Genomic DNA, 17974 nt, shown 5'->3' on the forward strand with positions numbered 1-17974 from the left:
ATCCAGCACAATGAAGAGAATCCAGCGCACCCCTTTGATCTGCGTCCTGTCGGCCGCAGCGGCGATGACCTACGGCGCGATGAGCCTGGCGCAGAACGCCGTGCCCAACGCGTCCAGCCTGAATGCGCCCGCCCGCGACATCGCGGTGGCCGTCAAAGGCCAGCAGACGCTCATGCTGGATGGGGCGCCCGCCCGCATCGCCATCGGCGACCCCGAGGTGGCCGACGTGAAGGTGCTGCCCGCCTCGGGCAAGCGCCAGGCGTCGCTGCTGTTGTACGGCAAGAAGGCAGGCACCACCACGTTGCAGATCTGGACGGGCGCGAATGCCGCGCCGCAGCTCTGGACTGTGCGCGTGGCCGGCACGGTGCAGCAGGTGCTGGCCGGACGCGGGGCGGCCGGCGGCGCCAATATCGACGTGGCGGGCGACCGGGCCGTGGTGTCGGGCCAGGCGGAGTCGCCGTTGTCGCATCAGGCGTCGGTGGCCGCCGCGGGCGCCGCCGTGGGCGACAAGAACGTCGTCGATGTCTCCACCGCCGGCACCGGCGGCGTGGTGCAGGTGGAAGTCAAGGTGGTCGAGGTGTCGCGCTCGGTCATGAAGCAGGCCGGCATCAGCTTTGCCGGCCGCACCGGCCCCTGGGGCGGCATCAGTTCCACCTCGCCCCAATCGCTTGGCGGGGAGCTCGGTTTCAGGACCGCCGCGCTGGACTCGGGGTTTTCGCTGTTCTACGACTCCAATAATTTCAGCGCCCGCCTGCGCCTCTTGCAGAACAACGGCATGGCGCGGGTGCTGGCCGAGCCCACGCTGGTGGCGCTGACCGGGCAAAGCGCCAGCTTCCTGGCGGGCGGCGAGCTGCCGATTCCCGAGGCCGGCGGCCTGGGCACGACCACGGTGACGTTCAAGCCCTTCGGTATCGGCCTGACAGTGACGCCGACCGTGCTGTCGCGCGACCGGATCGCACTGAAGGTGGCGCCCGAGGCCAGCGAGCTGGACTACGCCAATGCCGTCATCATTCCGAACGGAAGCGGTGACGGCTTCGGCACGAGAATCCCGGCGCTGCGCACCCGCCGCGCCGACACCACGGTCGAACTGGGCGATGGCGAGAGCTTCGTGATCAGCGGCCTGGTCTCGCGCCAGACCAGGGCGCTGGTCACTAAAGTGCCGATGCTGGGCGACCTGCCCATCATCGGGTCGTTCTTCCGCAGCGTGGACTACACCCAGGAGGACACCGAGCTGGTCATCGTGGTGACGCCGCGTCTGGTGCGGCCCATTGCACGCGGCGTGACATTGCCGCTGCCCGGGGCCAGGCAGGAAGCGACCGACACTGCGTTCAACGCTTGGGGCTACTACCTGATGGGTCCCATGGGCGGTCAGCAAATGCCGGGCTTTTCACGGTGAGCAATATGAAGACACATGCCAGGGAGTGGGTGGGTTTGCAAAACGGCAACCGGTTTCTGTTTTGTTCAAAGGGCGACGGCGTGGCCGCGCAGCTCGGGCAGGCGCTGGGCGACATGGGCATGTTGACCCAGGAAGTGCCCGGCGTCGAAGAGCTGGGCCGCCGCCTGACCGAGATCGAGCCGCAGGTGGTGTTCCTGGATTTCACATTGAGCGAGGACGAGCCGGGCAAGCTGTTCAAGTCGGCCGAATTGGCGCGTTTGCTGGCGCGCATTGCGCCGACGATTCCGCGCGTGGCCGTGGGGCTGCTGAGCCAGCCCGAGGGCGCCATCGCGGCCTTGCGGGCGGGCGTCAGCGATTTTGTCGATCCCACCGTGGCCCCGCAAGAGGTCAAGGACGTGGTGCAGCGCCTGCTGGACGTGCCGGCGGGCGGGGCGCGGATGGATGGCTCGCGTCGCAGCGTGCTGCTGCTGGGGGCGCGTCCGGGCGTGGGCACCAGCACCTTGGCCGTGCACCTGGCCGGCATGGTGCAGGATCGCCTCAAGCACATGCACGGCGTGCGGGCGTCGGCCTCCGGCGCCAAGGCCGCCAAACCGGCGGCCGACACCGGCAGCCACCTGCCGCTGAGCAGCCGGGTGGCGCTGATGGACCTGGGCTGGCCCGTCGGCGACTGCCAGCTGTACCTGAACATCGGCAGCGATTTCGACTTCGCCGAGGCCGCGCGCAATCTTCGCCGCCTGGATTCCACCCTGCTCAGTTCGGCCATGGCGCACACCACCAACGGCCTGAGCGTGCTGGCGCTGCCGCGCGACCTGAGCCAGATGCGCGACGTGTCGCAGTCCGATTCGCTGTTGGTGTTCGAACGCATGCGCCAGCATTTCGGCGTGGTGGTGGCGGACTCGGGCGGCTTTACGAATCCTGAATTCGTCGCGGGCCTGGCGCGCGCCTCGCAGCAGAACTGGATCGTCACCGACCAGAGCGTGGGCGCGCTGGTATCGCTGGCCGGTCTGCTGCAGGAACTGGAACAACTGCACGTGGACCGCCGCAGCCTGGGCCTGATCGTGAACCGCTACGACGAGCGCTACGGCATGACGGCGCAGCAGATCGCCGAACGCTTCCAGCTTGATTTGGTCGGCACCTTGCCGGACCGCACGCTGGCGCTGATGGTGTGCACCAACCAGGGCCATTTGCTGCACGAGGAAGCCGAGCGCGACGTCTACGTCCGCGCGGTCCAGGCGCTGGCCGAGAAGCTGAGCGCGGAAGAAAACACACCGGGCGGCCGGGCAAGCTGGCTGGCCACGTGGCTGCCTGGCGTGCACCGCCGCATGGTGGTCGAGTAACGGACGGCGGCGGAATCCGACATGATCATGACAGCGACCATAGAGTTCGGCGGCGATGGCGACAAGGGCTTTGCGTCCTCCAACCGCTTCCAGGAAGTCAAGACGGCGGCCTACGAGCACCTGCTTTCCCGCATCGAAGAGCTGGGCGCGGAATTCGGCAGGTGGGCGCGCTCGGCCATCCAGGAGTTCGTGGATATCGAGGTGGCAAGCTTCGTGCGCTTGCGCCGGGTGCCCATCAATGAAGGCGAAATGCGGCAGATCGCCGAGGCCCTGACCAAGGAACTGGCCGGGCTGGGGCCGCTGGAGGACCTGCTGGCCGATCCGGCCGTCGAAGACATCCTGATCAACGGCTACGACAACGTGTTCGTGTCCCGCCGCGGCGTGCTGGCGCGCGAGACGCTGCGCTTTACCGACAACCAGCACGTGCTGCGCATCGTGCGGCGCATCCTGGCGCCGATCGGCCGCCGGCTGGATGAATCCAGCCCCATGGTGGATGCGCGGCTGCCCGACGGCGGCCGCCTGAACGTGGTGATCGAGCCGCTGGCCGTGGACGGGCCGATGGTCTCGATCCGCAAATTCCGCCAGGACCCCCTCAAGCCGGCCGATCTCCTGACGCTGGGCACCTTCGACGAAGAGATCTACCGCCTGCTGCACGAGGCGGTCAAGAACCGCTGCAACATCCTGGTGTCGGGCGGCACCAGCTCGGGCAAGACCTCGCTGCTGAACGCGATGGCGTTCTTCATCCCCGAGACCGAACGCGTGGTGACGGTGGAAGACACGGCGGAACTGTCGCTGAACCACCCGCACGTGGTGCGCCTGGAATCGCGCCAGGGCGGTTTTGACGGCAGTGGCGCCGTCAGCATCCGTGAACTGATCCGCAACAGCCTGCGCATGCGGCCGGACCGCGTGGTGGTGGGCGAAGTGCGCGGCGCCGAGGTCATGGACATGCTGCAGGCCATGAACACTGGCCATGAAGGGTCGATGGCCACCATCCACGCCAACTCGCCGCGCGAATGCCTGTACCGGATCGAGATGCTGGCCGGCTTTGCGGGCTTTCAGGGCAGCGAGGACAGCCTGCGGCGCCAGATCGCCAGTGCGTTGGATTTCATCGTGCAGATCGGACGCCTGTCCAACGGCAAGCGCCGGGTGCTGTCGGTGACCGAAGTCACCGGCATGGGCGACAGCGTGATCTCGACCCAGGAACTGTATCGCCACGAAACCTTCGCCACGCCGGAAGGCGAGGAGAAGGACCGCTGGAATTGGCTGGGCATCCATCCGCACACTCCCAAGCTTGCGAAGATGCGCAATGAGCAGCGCCCCGCCGAACCGACGCCGGGCGAACCGGATGGCGGGGGCGGGGGCTTCTGGAGCAGGAGGCGCTGATGCTGCAAGCGGCCGTCTTCGGAGGCTTGGCGCTGCTGTTCGCGGTGGCGGCGGTATTGCTGTGGCGTCACGCCAATAGCGGCGCGCGCCGCGCGGCCAGCTCGGCCTTCCTGGAAGATCAACTGCGGCGCAGCCGCGGCGCGCCGGTCACGGGCAAGTTGCCGTTCGCGCAAGGCGCGCGCGCCCTGCGCAGCGGTTTTTCGCGCTGGGACATGCTGCTGTTGCAAGGCGGCGTGCGCCAGAGCCCGGCCTTTTACGCCAAGCTGATCCTGCCCATCTTGGTGGGGGCGCTCTTGGCGTGGTTGTTTCTGGGATGGCTGTCGGGCGTGGTGGCGCTGGTGCTGCTGTCGGTGTTCGCGTACTTCCTGCTGTGGCTGCGTGCGGACCGGCGGCAGCGGCGCCGGGTGTCGCAACTGCCCGCCTTCCTGGACAACATCGTGCGCCTGGTCACCATCGGCAACAGCATGGCGTCGGCCTTCCAGACGGCGGCCGCCACCACCGACGAGCCGCTGCGCGAAGTGGTCGAGACCGCGGCGGCGCTGAGCCGTTCGGCCAAGGAGCTGGACGCGGCGCTGGTGCAGGTATCGCGCCAGTACGACATGAAAGAACTGTACATGGTGGCGGCGGTGGTGTCGGTCGCGCTGCGCTTTGGCGGCCGCAGCGACCAGGTGCTGGAACGCATGGCCGCGTTCATGCGCGACATCGGCCAGGCCCGCGCCGAATTGACGGCCAGTTCGGCCGAAATCCGCCTGTCGGCCTGGATCCTGGCGTTGCTGCCCTTGGGCATCGCCGGCTTCATCATGGTGGCCAACAACGACCTGTTCATGGGCCTGTGGGTCGATCCCCTGGGCTTCAAGATGCTGATGACCGCGGTGGGCCTGCAATTGGCCGGCTCGTACATCCTGTATCGCATGGCCAAGGCCATTTGAGGACGCCGAGGATGCAAGCCCTTCAATCCTGGAATGTCTCGACCGTGCTGGCGGTGGCGCTGATGCTGGTGGCTGCCGCCATGCTGATCCTGGGCCTGAGCATGACGCGCCGCCTGCGCGGGCAGGACCGCAGCCGGCAGGTGGTGGACCAGGCGCTGGCCACGCGCGAGGGCCGCGCCAAGGCCGCCGCCATGGCGCCCGAGGGCGGGCAGGGCAGGCTGGCCGCGGCCACGCGTGCGGCCGACTCGTTCGGCAAGCGCCTGAGCGAAGGCCGCTTCGCCGAAGCCCTGCTGGCCGGCGAGGACCGCAAGCTGGTGGACATGGCGGGTTACGAGAACCCGGCCACGGCCCGACTGCGTTTCATCGTGGCGCGCTTCACGCTGGCGCTGCTGTTGCCGGCGGCAGCGGTGGCGCTGGACCTGGGCCGCAAGATCAGCGATTCGTCGCTGGGCCTGTTCGTGGCGGCCTTCTTCGGCTTTGCCATCGGCTACATGCTGCCCAAGTGGTTCGTGCGCCGGCGCCTGTCGCGGCGTCGCAAGCAGGCGGCCAATGAGCTGCCGCTCTTGATCGACCTGTTGCGGCTGTTGCAAGGGGTGGGACTGTCGATCGACCAGAGCCTGCAAGTGCTGATCAAGGAGTTCGACCAGGTGATGCCGGTGCTGGCCTACGAACTGCGGCTGGCGTCCGAACTGTATGTGCGCGGACGTACCCGCGAGCAATCGCTGGCGCGGCTGGCGGGCGGCTTTGACAACGACGACCTGTCGGCCATCTGCCGCCTGATCGCCCAGGTGGACCAGCACGGCGGCGCGGTGCAGGAGCCGCTGAATCGTTTCGGTGAACGGCTGCGCGAGAAGCGGCGGCTGGAATTGAAGGAAAAAGTGGGCAAGACCACCGTCAAGATGACGGCGGTCATGATCGTGACCTTGTTGCCGGCGCTGTTGATCGTGACGGGCGGGGCGGGGTTTGTTGCGGTATTGCGCGGTTTGTCGCGCATGGGGGGCATGTGATGGCAGGCGGTATGGAAAGCGCGGGACGCGCATGGCGTTGGACCCTGGCGGCGGCCGTCGTCGTGGGCGCAGGAAGCCTGGCCGGATGCCAGAGCAACAACGCGGAAACCGCCTGGCAACTGATCCAGCAACAGCAGCAGGAACAGGCCCTGATGCGCCAGCGCGAGGACGAGGCCGAGAACCGGCGCAAGCCCGCCGAGCCGGAGATGATGCTGTCGATGATCGCCGAGTCGCAGCGCCAGGAACGCTATTTCGCCTCGCTGGCCTATATCGAGGCGTTCCAGCAGAAGTTCGGCAACGATCCGCGCGTGGCGGTCATGCGGGCCGAAGCGTTGCGACAGACCGGGCAGACGGCGTCCAGCGAACAGGCCTACCGCGCATTGCTGGGCACCGCCCAGGCCGCCGACGGCTGGCATGGCCTGGGGCTGATCGCCGGTTCGCGCGGCCAGTTCGAACAGGCGGCCGACGATTTCGCGCGCGCCGCCAAGCTGTCGCCGATGGACCCGCGCATCCTGGGCGACCTGGGCTTTGCGCGTCTGCGCGCCGGGGATCCCGCCGGCGCCCGCGTGCCCTTGGGGCAGGCGGCCGAACTGGCGCCCGAGAGCAGCAAAGTGCTGGCCAACCTGGCCTTGCTGCTGCTGGTGGAAGGCGAACCGGTGCGCGCCAGGAACGTGATGGACCGCGCCCAGCTCAGTGACGAGGCGCGCAGCCAGGTGCTGCGCCTGGCTTCCGAGATCCGCAGCCAGACGGCGGCGCCGCTGGCCGCCGCGCCCACGGCCGGGGCGGCGGCGGGCGCCGATACGCAGGCGACCCGGGTGTCCCGTGGCGAAGGCATCGTGCTGCCGGTCATGAGCCCCTTGATGGACAGACTGGGCAACGGGCCCATCATGCGTTAACCGACTCCAGGAACCCTAGCCATGTCTCGAACCCTAGCTTTTGCTCCGTTTTCGCTGGCGCTGGTCCTGACGGCGCTTGCGCCCGCGGCCGGCCATGCGCAGTCGAACGCGCCCCTGACCGGCAGCATGACCGGGGGCGGCGCGGCCCAGGCCACGCCGGTGCCCGCGGCCCCGGCGGCCGCTGCGCCTGCCGGCCAGATGCCGTCGCGCCCGGTGGTGCAGCAGGTGCAGACGCCGATGCCGCAGCCCGCGCCCCAGGCCGCCCCGCAAGCCGCCGAGGCGCCGGAAGCCTTCGGCGACATCACGCGCGGCCTGCTGGCCGCCCAGGCCGACGGCCGCCGCGCGGGTGCGGCATTGCCCGTGCTGGGCCCGGTGTCGACCGCCGCCTGGAACCGCTACGTGGACAGCTTCACCCGGCCGATCCCCGAGTGGTTCACCAAGCGCGTGCAGACCAACAACACCAACTAGCGTTCTTCCGTCCCGGAGTCGCGATCATGCCAGCCCCTTCTTCGTGTCCTGCGTCTCCCCTGCGGCAGCGTGGCAGCATGACGGTGGCCATCGTGTTCGCGGTCATCGTCGGCCTGGTGCTGCTGGGCGTCGCCCAGCTGGGCTATGCCTATTACATGAAGCGGGAAATGCAGAAGGCCTCGGACCTGGCCGCCTTGTCGGCGGTGCAGGTGCTGGGCATGGGCGCGCCCGCCGATTGCACGCGGGCGCAGGCGGCCGGGCGCACCGCCGTGCTGGCCAACGTACCGAATATCCTGGACACGTTTGCCGCGGGCGACGTGACGGTGGAATGCAAGGTGTGGGACAACACCCGCGCCGATCCCACCGGCATGTATGTGTTCGATCCGGCCAGCGGGCAGGTGCCCAACGCGCTGCGCATCACCATCAGCAAGACCCTGACCAGCCTCATTCCCGGCTTTTCCGGCAGCACGTCGGGCGGCACGGCGGTGCAGGTGGTGTCGGTGGCGGCCAGCACGCAGCCGGTGGCGGTCTTCACCGTGGGCTCGCGCCTTTTGCGGTTGCAGAAGGGCGGCCTGCTGTCGCAACTGCTGTCGACCGTGGGGGCTTCGCCTGCGCAGCTGGACATCCTGGATGCGGCGGGTCTTGCCACCGTCAACATCACCCCGTCCGGCCTGCTGGAAGCGCTGGGCCTGCCGGTGTCGGTGGCCACCGGCGTGGGCACGCCCGCACAGCTGGCGGCCCTGAACAACCTGACGCTGGGCCAGTTGCTGCAGGCGACGCTGACCGTCATGAACAAGGCCGGCAACACCGCCGGCGCCAGCCTGGGCCTGCTGAGCAACGCCATCAACGTGGTGCTGAACGTGATGCCGGTGAACCTGCCCGTCAAGCTGTTCGGCGACGGCGGCGTGCTGGACCTGAACGTGGTGGGCGGCGACATCAACTCGGCCTTGCAGGCCAACATCAACGCGCTCAACGTGCTGGAGACCGCGCTGGTCATCGCCAACGGCCAGAACCTGGTCAACCTCGGCCTGAACGTGCCGTTGCTGGGCGTGCAGTCGCAAGTGCGCATCGTCGAGCCGCCGACCATCGGCGTGGGCGGGGTGGGCACGCAGGCCACCAGCGCCGGCATCCGCGTGTACCTGCGCGCCAACACCAGCAACATCCCCCTGTTGGGGCCGCTATTGGCCAATACGCTGGGCACCAAGGTCGACCTGCCCGTCATCATCGACGTGGCGCAATCGACCGGCACCGTGTCCAAGCTGTGCCAGGCCCCGCTGACGCAGCAGCAGGCCACCATCGATGTCACCTCGTCGGTGGCCAACATCTGCCTGGGCAAGTTCCCGGGCATGTCGTCCGCCGTCGACAACGTGCAGGCCAATTTCCTGTCCATCACCAACAGCTGCCAACCCAGTTCCTTCGCCGCCATCCAGCGCTACCAGGTGCTCAACGTGCTGGGCATTTTGCCGCTGACCGCCAAGGTGACGTTGCCGGTCTTCAATTCGACCGCGCCGGTGTCGGTGACGCTGACCCAGCCGCCTTCGCCCAATTCCACCGCCACCGTCAACGCCACGTCCATCAACCTGGGCGCGCTGGCGTCGAACCTGTCCGATGCCCTGATCGGCGGCATCCTGGGCGACCTGGTGGGCACCGGCACGCCGTTGACGCCCGAGCAGCGCACGGGCCTGGCCACCGATCTGGTGGGCGGCGGCGGCAACAACCCCGGCAAATCGATCTCGCAGGTGGTCAACGACATGCAATGGTCGACCACCGCCCTGAACCAGCTGGGACAGCGCCTGTCCACCGGCGGCCTGACCGGTGTGCTGGGCGGGACCTTGCAACTGGTGGGCAATATCCTGAATTCGCTGCTGCTGGCGCCCTTGAGCGACCTGACCTGCTCGCTGGCGATCGTGCCCGACGCCATCCGCCAATGCCGCGTCAACGCGGTGTCGTCGCTGGCGCTCAGCGGCGGCAACCAGGTCGGCGGCGTGCTGTCGATCGTGGTGGCGTTGCTGCAGCCGCTGCTGGGCATGCTGTCGACCCTGCTGCAGCAATTGCTTGACATGCTTGGCCTGAGCGTCGGCCAAACCGATGTATCGCTGCTGTCCGTGGACTGCGGCAAGCCCCGTCTGGTGTATTGATGATGAAGCTCTTGAACCCTGCCCAACCCTGGCCGGCGCGGTGGTCGCCATGACCCAGAAATTCTCGCGCGAAGAATTCGACGTGTATGTCTGGGAGGGCACGTCCGATATCGCCAGCCGCGCCGAGCGCTGCCTGGCGGGCATGGACGTGTCGCTGGTGCGTGCGGACGCCGGCACGGCCTTTCCGCCGCCGCGGGATCCGACCCGGCCGGCTGTTGCGCTGGTGTCGGTGTCGGTCATGGGCGATAACCGCTTCAGCGGCTACGACTGGCTGTCGGTGCAGGCGATGCCGGTCATCTGGGTGGCGTCCGAGGCCCGCGGCCGCGATCCCCGCTATTACCCGCCCGAATACTCTTACACGTTGCCGCTGGCCTTCACCACCACCGACCTGCGCAAGCTGCTGTTCGAACTGCTGGGCACCCTGGACCAGGTCAACCGGTCTGCGCCGCGGCGCGAGCAGCCGCTGATCGCGGTGTCCGAACCGATGCGGGCGCTGCTGGCCGAAGCCGACATGTTTGCCGACTGCCGCAGCAATGCCCTGATCCATGGCGAGACCGGCGTGGGCAAGGAACGCATCGCGCGGCTCTTGCACGACCATGCGGCCTGGTCCGACGGGCCGTTCGTGGCGGTCAATTGCGGCGCCATTCCCGAAGGCCTGTTCGAGGCGCATTTCTTCGGCCATGCCAAGGGCGCGTTCACCGGCGCGGTGGGGGCACACAAAGGGTATTTCGAGCAGGCCAACGGGGGCACGCTGTTCCTGGACGAAATCGGTGACTTGCCGCTGTACCAGCAGGTCAAGCTGCTGCGCGTACTGGAGCAGAGCGCCGTGACCCGTCTGGGTTCGACGGTGGAGATTCCGGTCGATTTCCGCCTGGTGGCCGCCACCAACAAGGACCTGCGGGTGCTGGTGGGGCAGGACGAGTTCCGCGCCGACCTGTATTACCGGCTGGCCGTCATTGAGTTGCGCATTCCCAACCTGGAGCAGCGCGGCCCCGAGGAAAAAGCGGCGATTTTCCGCGGCCTGCTCGAACGCATGGGGTGTGAAGGCGAGCCGCCACCCTGGCTGATCGAGCGCGTGGCGCGCACGCGGTATGCGGGCAATGTGCGCGAACTGTCCAACGTCGCCGAGCGCGTGGCGATCGTACGGCGCCAGTTCAAGGCCTGGGACCAGCCGCGTATCGAACGTATTTTCGATCAGTTGGCCGAGCCGCTGCGGGCCTCGGGCGCGCTGGGCGGCGCGGGCGCCAATACCCAGTGCGAGCCGCCGGTATTCACCGACGCCGAGCGCGCCGAGCGCGCCCGCATCCTGGCTGCGCTGGATGTGAATGGCTGGCGGCGGCAGGATACCGCCAATACCCTGGGCATCAGCCGCAAGGTGTTATGGGAAAAAATGCGCAAATTGCATTTGGGCGGCGGTCAGGGTGAAACTGCCGACGGCATTATCGAAGCGTCCTGACGACAGTATGGGGCGCAGTATGCAAGGGTTTTTCCACGGCGGTTTTCGGGCCGCCCTATAACGCGCAATAGGGAATCCCCCTTAGCGCACGACATTATCCGGGCGTGCTATGTAAGTGCGTCTGCCGCAAGCGAAATAAATTGCTATAGTTCCGCAACGATTTTTTTGGGGAAGGCATGAACGTCCACTTTATCCGTGCCGCTGCGCGCATGGCGCTGCTGGGCACGGCCCTGTCCGGCCTGGCCGCATGCGCCAGCGCGCAATCCGAACCCCCGCGGCCCACGGTCCAGCAGGTCGAGGACAAGCAGGCCGCTTCCACGCCGGTGACCCCGCCCGCGCCGGCGCCTGCCGCGCGCCCGTCGTCGACGGTGGCCGAGCTGCAGGGGTTGATCCAGAACCGCCAGGTTTCCGAGCTGCGTACGAGCTATAACGGCACGTACGGCGCCAGCCTGCTGTTCAAGCCGGACGATCTGACCTACTACGTGGCCCTGTTCCAGCAGAAGGATTTCTGGCGCGTGCTCAAGACCAAGTCGGACAAGCAGGCCGAAGCCACGTACCGGGCCTTTGTCGCCCAGTCGGCCGACCTGGCCGAAGTGGACATCAAGCGCATCAAGCTGCAGGCTGAATACACCCACGCTGAAAAGCTCCTGGCCAGCCGCAACGCCGAACTGAGCACGCTGCAGGCCGACCGTACGCTGCGCATGCAGCAGGAAGAACAGGTCGCCGCCCGCCAGGAACAGTCGCGCCAGGAAGCCACGGCCTTGGCTGACCAGCAAAAGGACGTCCGCCAGCAACTGCGTGACCTGCAACGCCAGATCGACGCCCTGCAAGCCCAGCAGGCGCAGATCGGCCAACCCGCCGCGGCCCCCAGGCGCGGCAAGTAGGCCAGGACAGGTCAGCGCCTTGGCGCAGGCGAAAGCGGGCCCGCGGGCCCGCTTTTTCTTTGAATCGGCCAAAACCCCGTCGGCGGCATGGCCGTGAGGCCGGCGCCAGGGCTTTCTTGTATTCTGGCGGCTAACCCCCATATTCCAGTCATGGCTCTCAAAGTTTTCGACCTCCAGTGCGAGCACGGCCACATTTTCGAAGGCTGGTTCGGTTCGCACGAAGACTATGACGCGCAGCAGGCGCGAGGCCTGGTGTCGTGCCCCGTCTGTGCATCCGCCAACATTACCAAGCGCCTGTCCGCGCCGCGACTGAACGTGGCGCACCTGCATGCGCCGGCCACGCCGCCGGCGCCGTCGGCGGGCGCATCGGAAGCCGAAAAGATGTCGGCCTTGCAGGCGGTGGTCATGCGGCAGGTCAGGGCGTTGCTGCGCAACACCGAAAACGTCGGTCCGCGCTTTGCCGAGGAAGCCCGCCGCATCCACGAGGGCGATGCCGACGAGCGCCCCATCCGCGGCACCGCCACGCCCGAAGAGCGCGAGGCGCTGGCCCAAGACGGCATCGACGTCATGGCCGTGCCGGATTTCCTGGACGACGATCGACTGCAATAAATGTGGGCCCCCACGCCGCGCGCTGCGCGCTTGCTGCCCCCCGTGGGGCCTGCCCGGCCTTCGGGCGGCCGGGCATAAAAAAGCGCCAGACCCGTTAGGGCTGGCGCTTTTTTGCACCTGCTGTCGGCTTAGTTGTTGACGCGGCTGCGGTATTCGTTCGTGCGGGTGTCGATTTCGATCTTGTCGCCGATGGCGCAGAACAGCGGCACGTTCAGTTCGTAGCCGGTGTTGATCTTGGCCGGCTTGGTCACCTTGCCCGACGTGTCGCCGCGGACGGCCGGTTCGGTGTAGGTGATTTCGCGGACGATGGTCGTGGGCAGTTCCACCGAGATGGCGCGGCCGTCGTAGAAGACCACTTCCACGGGCATCGCTTCTTCCAGGTAGTTCAGGGCATCGCCCATGCTTTCGGCTTCGATTTCGTACTGGTTGTACTCTTCGTCCATGAAGACGTACATCGGGTCGCCGAAGTAGGAGTAGGTGCACTCCTTGCGATCCAGTTGGACGACTTCGAACTTTTCGTCGGCCTTGTAGACCGATTCGCTGGCCGAGGCGGTCAAGAGGTTCTTGAACTTCAGCTTCACGACGGCGGCGTTACGGCCGGACTTGTTGTATTCGGCCTTCTGGACCACGAGGGGGTCCTTGCCGACCATGACCACGTTGCCGACTCGCAATTCCTGAGCGGTTTTCATCGATAAAACTCCGGGGGGATGGGTGCACTCGCCGTGCTAGCAAAAAGCCGCAACGCCCCTTTGCAGGGCCCGCGTGTCCATCACGTTGGTTGACGTGTCGACGGCGACAGCCGCACAAATAGGCCAGCGTTCTCGGCTTCATGCACACCCCGGGAGGCGACATAGTTGAGGCCCGGTAATTCCTGGGCGACTCAGAAAACTCTCTATTCTAACGTTTCTTGGCCAACTCTGCGCAAAATCCAGCCAGAATTTCCGCCAGATCCGGCTGCAGGGCCTGTGCGGCGTCCCAGTCGCGGGCACGTTGCATCCAGGCCTGCCAGGCGGCGGGAGCCAGGGCGCCGGCCAGGGCGTGGGCGGCGCAGGCCGCGTCGCCGGGCTGGTTCCAGGCGCGGATCAGGGCCGCGGCGGTATCCGGGGCCGGATAGCGGGCCAGCCAGGCCTCGAGCTTTTCCAGGTGGATGTTCTCTTCCTGGGGATAGATCTGCCAGACCAGCGGGCGGGCGGCCCAGGCGGCGCGCACGAACGAGTCTTCGCCGCGCACGAAATTCAGGTCGGCGCACCAGAGCACGCGGTCGTAGTCGGGCTGGGCCACGAAGGGCAGCCGCGCCACGGCCGGGCCGCCGGGCCGCGCGCAGGCGGCTTCCAGGCCTGGTGCCACGCCTTGGGGCGCCAGCAGCACGGTGGCTTGCGGGTCGTCGGCCAGGGCCTGGACCAGGCCGTCGATGGGGGCGCTGGGGTAGCAAAACAGGGACACCGTGCGCGCGCCCATGCGCCGTTGCGAGAGCAGTGTTTCCGGTACGCCCAAGCCGCGCAGAAAGGCGTCCTGCGCGCCGGGATCGGCCTGGAAAGCGTTGCGTTCGGCCGACAGGGCGGGCTCGCGCAGCAGACCGCCGGTGGCCGGCGTGAATCCGGGAAAGAAGAAATGCTTCACCAGCCCGTCGGGGCGCTGCGACGGCAGGCCATGGCAGCTTTCGACCCAGGCTTCGGCGCTGAGGTATTCCAGGTTGATCCAGACCGGGTGGGTGCGCCGCATGCTGTCCAGGAACCCGGCCGGGGGATCGCAGGCAAAGGCCTCGATCACGACGTCGCGGGCCGCCAGCGCCGGGTCGGGTGTGTCGGACCATTGCACGATGTCGATGCCCTGGCAGGCCTGGCGCGCCAGGCCCGCGGCGATGCCGGGTTGGATGCGGGCAAAGCTGGCCAGGTCGTCGACCCACAGGCGGACATCCCAGCCGCAACCGTGCGCCAGGCGGCGCGCCAGGCGCCAGCAGACGCCGATGTCGCCGTAGTTGTCGACGACCCGGCAGAAGATGTCTGCTTGCATCGGCGCCCCTCAGTGGAACTTGGCGGGGGCGGCCTCGGCGTCCTCGGGCAGTTCGGCGTGCACCAGTTCGCCCAGGGGATTGGGGAAGTAGGGCGCGCCGCAGTCCTCGCAGTATTCCGGCGGCAGCACGCCGGGAATGCGGCGTACGTCGTTCACGCCGTATTCCTTGAGCAGTGCCGCGATGTCGTCGACCACGTCGGGCTGGCCTTCGTCGCCGGGCAGGTCTTCTTCGCGGCCGTACAGGGGCCAGACGCAGCCGTAGTAGACGTCATTGCTGTTGCGCGCCGTGAAGCTGATGCGGTATTCGTCGATGCGGCTTTCGCCGCAGCCGGCCACCACCGCACGCAGTTGCGAGGCTTCGAGGCTGACGGCGCCTTCGAGCCAGCTGATGGCGGCACGCAACGACAGCGGCCGCACGCGGCGGTCGGCTTCGCGGTTGCTGACGTAGTAGGCGTCGGGCAGCAGCGATTCGAAGCCGCAGCCGGGCAACAGGCTGGCCAGCGTGGGCTGGGCCTGGGCGGCCCATTGTTCCTGGCAGGCGTCGCGGCTGGCGTCGGCCTCGCCGATCTGTTCCTGCCAACGGAAGACGGGCGCGAATTCCGGCACGGCCACCGCGGCCACGATGTAGCGCGTGTCGGCCAGCATGTTGGCGGTTTCGACTTCGGTGTTCAGCGTGGGTTTGGTGGTTTCCGCGCCCAGCGCCTGCGCGCCCAGGCGTTGCAGCCACTGCCAGGTCTCGGAGAAGGTGCGCGGCATCTGGTCGACGCTGACCAGCCAGGGCATCAGCGCCGTGCGGGCCTGGCTGGACAGCACGTGGCCGTGCAACTGGGCCAGCAGCGCCTGCTGGGCGCTGGCGGACACGGCGCCGGTGGGAATGGCGTAGCGGGTCCAGGCCACGATGGGGGCGACGATCAGCAGGACGTCGTAGCGCACGCCGTTTTTTTCGAGCTTCATCGATTCGGACAGGGTTTCGGCCTGTTCGATCAGGACTTCGTAGGCGCCCACGTCGCTTTGGGCGAGGTGGTCCAGGGCGGCCTCCAACGGGGCGTCCTGGCCTGCCTTGAGCAGCTTCGGAATCGCTTCGCCAAGCTGGTTCTCCCAGAACACGTCTTCAACGCGGCTGCCCGAACGGTTGAGCGACTGGGCAAGGGTGACCAGGCGGGTGGCATCGCGGTTCATGCGGGGAGTGGATTGGCTGCGGGATCGGGCCATAACTTCGGGGGCGTCCAGTAAGTGTGTAACGACGTAGTTTAACGCCCGCCACGGTCGCGGGCAGCCGCAACGCGTGGCAAGGCCGGCAGCGGGCGAGGCGGGCGCGGTGGCGATGCGCGTCCCGCCGCCGCAGGCGGGCATCTCCCAGCCGCATTGATGCTGATCGGGCAACAGATTATCCCTTTGGCGGGGGTTTATTGCCGAACTCAATCGACCGACAATGTTTGCATCGACATGATTTTCTGGAGTCACCGCCATGCGTTGGCCTACGCTGTTCGTTTCCCATGGTTCTCCCATGCTTGCCGTGGAGCCCGGCTTGACCGGCCCCGCGCTGGCCGCCTGGAGCCAGGCCCAGGGGCGCAAGCCCCGCGGCATCCTGGTGGTTTCGCCCCACTGGATGGGCCATGGCCTGGCCCTGTCCACCCGCGACCAGCAGGTGGCGTGGCACGACTTCGGCGGCTTTCCGCCCGAGCTCTATACGCTGCAGTACGCCGCGCCCGGTTCGCCCGAACTGGCCGCGCGGGTCCAGCGTCTGCTGGCCGAATCGGGCATTGCCGCCGATCGCGATCCGCGCCGGCCGCTGGACCACGGCGCCTGGGTGCCGCTGCGCTACCTGTACCCCGACGTGGACGTGCCGGTGGTGCAGCTGTCGCTGGACATGGGCCGCGACGCGGCGGCCCAGTTCGAACTGGGCCGCGCCCTGGCGCCGCTGCGCGACGAGGACATCCTGATCATCGGGTCGGGCTCGCTGACGCACAACCTGCGCGACGTGCGCATGCCGCAGGACGCGCCGCCCGTGCCTTATGTACCGGCATTCCAGGATTGGTACGCGCGCCACCTGGCTGCCCATGACGTGCCGGCGCTGCTGGATTGGCAGGCGCAGGCGCCGGGCGCGGCACAGGCGCATCCGCACGACGATCACCTGATGCCGCTGTACGTTGCATTGGGGGCGGGCGGTGACCAGGCCACGCGGCTGACCGACGAAATTTCGTATGGCGCGCTGGCGATGGACGCCTACGCGTTCGACTAGGGCCTGGCGTGCGCCCAGCCGCCGAGTGGCGCAGCGGCTCGGCGCCTCTACGCCTTGTTACGCCCCGCGGGTTGGAAACGGCAGAGCGGCTATGCATAATGGCTGCCGCCCGCCTTCGCGGGCGTTTCCTTGTGTTGGACGCATGCCGGCGCTGCCGGCGGGGGAGATAAAGATCGTGAAAGCGCCTATCGTGGCATCCGCAAGTCTGGCCATCGCCGCCCTGTGCCTGGGTGCCGCGCAGCCCGCCTGGGCCGAAGACGTGCCGGGGTCGAGCGACCATCCCGCGCTGACGCGTTTCAAGGGTGCCGAGATCCGCGCCTACGAACGCAAGGACTACGACGAAGCCTTCATGCCCAACCAGCCGATTGCCGAGGAAGCGACGGCCAAGGTCCTGGAACTCGAAGGCAAGGTCACCCGCATTTCGTATCGCATCGGCGGCGACAAGTCGGCGCTCGAGGTGTATCGCAACTACCAGGGCGCCTTGCAGTCGGGCGGCTTCAAGACCGTGTTCGAATGCAAGGGCGACGATCAGTGCGGCCGCGACTTCCAGGCGTTCGTCAACAACGGCGGCAAGGTCCGCCCCACCGGGCAGGGCGATGCCGCGTTCGGCGGCAAGTACTACGTGGTGCTGGCCAAAAAGGAAGCGCCCTCGGGTGACATCTATGTGTTCCTGGACGTGATGGAAGACGCGTCCAACCAGATCACGCCGGTCTACGTGCAGGTGCTCGAGACCCAGCCCATGCAGACCGGGCAGGTCCAGGTGCTGGACATGGCCGCCATGCAGAAATCGCTGGCGGAATCGGGCCGCGTGGCCGTCTACGGCGTGTACTTCGATACCGACAAGGCCGAGGTCAAGCCCGAATCCAGGGCGGCGCTGGACGAGATGGGCAAGCTGCTCAAGGCCAACGCCAACCTGAAGGTCTACGTGGTGGGCCATACCGACAATCAGGGCACCCTGGCGCGCAACCTGGAGCTGTCGCAAAAGCGCGCCGATGCCGTGGTCAAGGCGCTCGAAACCGACTACAAGATTGCCGCCGCGCGCCTGTCGCCGCGCGGCGTGGCCTCGCTGGCGCCGGTGGCGGCCAATGACGCCGAAGCGGGCCGCGCCAGGAATCGCCGCGTGGAATTGGTCGTCCAGTGACGCGGCGCATTGCCTGATGCTTGGCGCCGCGAAGCGTTCGAAAGCCCAAAAAAAGCCCCCGGAACCGTCAGGTTC

Annotated in this window: 16 protein-coding genes; 13 read left to right on the forward strand and 3 right to left on the reverse strand. The window is 67.6% G+C overall.

The window, feature by feature from the left end; translation table 11 throughout:
* Positions 1 to 10: 10 nt before the first annotated feature.
* The 11 genes from AC6LJ2_RS22870 (at position 11) to AC6LJ2_RS22920 (ending at position 12503) form a co-directional block, all read left to right on the forward strand.
* Positions 11 to 1396 (forward strand): type II and III secretion system protein family protein, encoded by a 1386-nt coding sequence (locus tag AC6LJ2_RS22870; RefSeq protein WP_498152249.1) that lies wholly within the window; start codon positions 11 to 13, stop codon positions 1394 to 1396.
* Positions 1393 to 2733, forward strand: coding sequence for a pilus assembly protein CpaE (locus AC6LJ2_RS22875; RefSeq protein WP_263913529.1), 1341 nt, complete (start codon positions 1393 to 1395; stop codon positions 2731 to 2733). Before AC6LJ2_RS22870 ends, AC6LJ2_RS22875 begins: the two co-directional genes overlap by 4 nt.
* 21 nt (positions 2734 to 2754) lie before the next feature.
* Positions 2755 to 4116: a TadA family conjugal transfer-associated ATPase gene (locus tag AC6LJ2_RS22880; RefSeq protein WP_263913530.1), complete on the forward strand. Its 1362-nt coding sequence runs from the start codon at positions 2755 to 2757 to the stop codon at positions 4114 to 4116.
* Positions 4116 to 5045, forward strand: coding sequence for a type II secretion system F family protein (locus tag AC6LJ2_RS22885; protein WP_263913531.1), 930 nt, complete (start codon positions 4116 to 4118; stop codon positions 5043 to 5045). Before AC6LJ2_RS22880 ends, AC6LJ2_RS22885 begins: the two co-directional genes overlap by 1 nt.
* An 11-nt stretch (positions 5046 to 5056) precedes the next feature.
* The gene (locus AC6LJ2_RS22890; protein WP_263913532.1) at positions 5057 to 6052 is read left to right on the forward strand and encodes a type II secretion system F family protein; all 996 of its coding nucleotides are present in this window, start codon (positions 5057 to 5059) and stop codon (positions 6050 to 6052) included.
* Between the two features lie 11 nt (positions 6053 to 6063).
* The gene (locus AC6LJ2_RS22895) at positions 6064 to 6948 is read left to right on the forward strand and encodes a tetratricopeptide repeat protein (RefSeq protein ID WP_498152250.1); all 885 of its coding nucleotides are present in this window, start codon (positions 6064 to 6066) and stop codon (positions 6946 to 6948) included.
* A 21-nt stretch (positions 6949 to 6969) separates the two neighbouring features.
* On the forward strand, positions 6970 to 7416 hold the full coding sequence (locus tag AC6LJ2_RS22900) for a DUF3613 domain-containing protein (RefSeq protein WP_263913534.1): 447 nt from the start codon (positions 6970 to 6972) through the stop codon (positions 7414 to 7416).
* Between the two features lie 26 nt (positions 7417 to 7442).
* A complete protein-coding gene (locus tag AC6LJ2_RS22905) occupies positions 7443 to 9554 on the forward strand; it encodes a pilus assembly protein TadG-related protein (RefSeq protein WP_498152251.1) in 2112 nt (703 codons plus the stop codon).
* Between the two features lie 49 nt (positions 9555 to 9603).
* On the forward strand, positions 9604 to 11010 hold the full coding sequence (locus AC6LJ2_RS22910) for a sigma 54-interacting transcriptional regulator (RefSeq protein ID WP_263913536.1): 1407 nt from the start codon (positions 9604 to 9606) through the stop codon (positions 11008 to 11010).
* A gap of 176 nt (positions 11011 to 11186) precedes the next feature.
* Complete coding sequence (locus AC6LJ2_RS22915; RefSeq protein ID WP_263913537.1) at positions 11187 to 11894, forward strand: DUF2968 domain-containing protein; 708 nt, start codon at positions 11187 to 11189, stop codon at positions 11892 to 11894.
* Positions 11895 to 12044: 150 nt separating this feature from the next.
* On the forward strand, positions 12045 to 12503 hold the full coding sequence (locus AC6LJ2_RS22920) for a DUF1178 family protein (protein WP_263913538.1): 459 nt from the start codon (positions 12045 to 12047) through the stop codon (positions 12501 to 12503).
* Positions 12504 to 12631: 128 nt separating this feature from the next.
* On the opposite strand, the gene efp is transcribed toward AC6LJ2_RS22920, so the two are convergent.
* From efp to AC6LJ2_RS22935, 3 genes are all read right to left on the reverse strand, one after another.
* A complete protein-coding gene (gene efp / locus AC6LJ2_RS22925; protein WP_006220534.1) occupies positions 12632 to 13192 on the reverse strand; it encodes an elongation factor P in 561 nt (186 codons plus the stop codon).
* A gap of 208 nt (positions 13193 to 13400) precedes the next feature.
* Positions 13401 to 14516, reverse strand: coding sequence for an elongation factor P maturation arginine rhamnosyltransferase EarP (earP, locus tag AC6LJ2_RS22930; protein WP_263913539.1), 1116 nt, complete (start codon positions 14514 to 14516; stop codon positions 13401 to 13403).
* 9 nt (positions 14517 to 14525) lie between these two features.
* Positions 14526 to 15728 (reverse strand): DUF2863 family protein, encoded by a 1203-nt coding sequence (locus AC6LJ2_RS22935; RefSeq protein WP_263913540.1) that lies wholly within the window; start codon positions 15726 to 15728, stop codon positions 14526 to 14528.
* Between the two features lie 256 nt (positions 15729 to 15984).
* On the opposite strand from AC6LJ2_RS22935, the gene AC6LJ2_RS22940 reads away from it, so the two are divergent.
* Both AC6LJ2_RS22940 and AC6LJ2_RS22945 read left to right on the forward strand, forming a co-directional pair.
* Positions 15985 to 16758 carry a DODA-type extradiol aromatic ring-opening family dioxygenase gene (locus AC6LJ2_RS22940; RefSeq protein WP_263913541.1) on the forward strand — a complete coding sequence of 258 codons (774 nt, stop codon included), beginning with the start codon at positions 15985 to 15987 and terminating at the stop codon, positions 16756 to 16758.
* Between the two features lie 142 nt (positions 16759 to 16900).
* Positions 16901 to 17899, forward strand: a complete 999-nt coding sequence (locus tag AC6LJ2_RS22945; protein ID WP_445657056.1) for an OmpA family protein — start codon at positions 16901 to 16903, stop codon at positions 17897 to 17899.
* Positions 17900 to 17974 lie beyond the last annotated feature (75 nt).

The organism is Achromobacter sp. 1014246743 (genome assembly GCF_059760725.1).

Coding starts and splice junctions, on each gene's coding strand:
- AC6LJ2_RS22870 (WP_498152249.1), top strand. CDS start 11: ATGAAGAGAATCCAGCGCACCCCTTTGATCTGCGTCCTGTCGGCCGCA.
- AC6LJ2_RS22880 (WP_263913530.1), top strand. CDS start 2,755: ATGATCATGACAGCGACCATAGAGTTCGGCGGCGATGGCGACAAGGGC.
- AC6LJ2_RS22885 (WP_263913531.1), top strand. CDS start 4,116: ATGCTGCAAGCGGCCGTCTTCGGAGGCTTGGCGCTGCTGTTCGCGGTG.
- AC6LJ2_RS22890 (WP_263913532.1), top strand. CDS start 5,057: ATGCAAGCCCTTCAATCCTGGAATGTCTCGACCGTGCTGGCGGTGGCG.
- AC6LJ2_RS22895 (WP_498152250.1), top strand. CDS start 6,064: ATGGAAAGCGCGGGACGCGCATGGCGTTGGACCCTGGCGGCGGCCGTC.
- AC6LJ2_RS22900 (WP_263913534.1), top strand. CDS start 6,970: ATGTCTCGAACCCTAGCTTTTGCTCCGTTTTCGCTGGCGCTGGTCCTG.
- AC6LJ2_RS22905 (WP_498152251.1), top strand. CDS start 7,443: ATGCCAGCCCCTTCTTCGTGTCCTGCGTCTCCCCTGCGGCAGCGTGGC.
- AC6LJ2_RS22910 (WP_263913536.1), top strand. CDS start 9,604: ATGACCCAGAAATTCTCGCGCGAAGAATTCGACGTGTATGTCTGGGAG.
- AC6LJ2_RS22915 (WP_263913537.1), top strand. CDS start 11,187: ATGAACGTCCACTTTATCCGTGCCGCTGCGCGCATGGCGCTGCTGGGC.
- AC6LJ2_RS22920 (WP_263913538.1), top strand. CDS start 12,045: ATGGCTCTCAAAGTTTTCGACCTCCAGTGCGAGCACGGCCACATTTTC.
- efp (WP_006220534.1), bottom strand. CDS start 13,192: ATGAAAACCGCTCAGGAATTGCGAGTCGGCAACGTGGTCATGGTCGGC.
- earP (WP_263913539.1), bottom strand. CDS start 14,516: ATGCAAGCAGACATCTTCTGCCGGGTCGTCGACAACTACGGCGACATC.
- AC6LJ2_RS22935 (WP_263913540.1), bottom strand. CDS start 15,728: ATGGCCCGATCCCGCAGCCAATCCACTCCCCGCATGAACCGCGATGCC.
- AC6LJ2_RS22940 (WP_263913541.1), top strand. CDS start 15,985: ATGCGTTGGCCTACGCTGTTCGTTTCCCATGGTTCTCCCATGCTTGCC.
- AC6LJ2_RS22945 (WP_445657056.1), top strand. CDS start 16,901: ATGCCGGCGCTGCCGGCGGGGGAGATAAAGATCGTGAAAGCGCCTATC.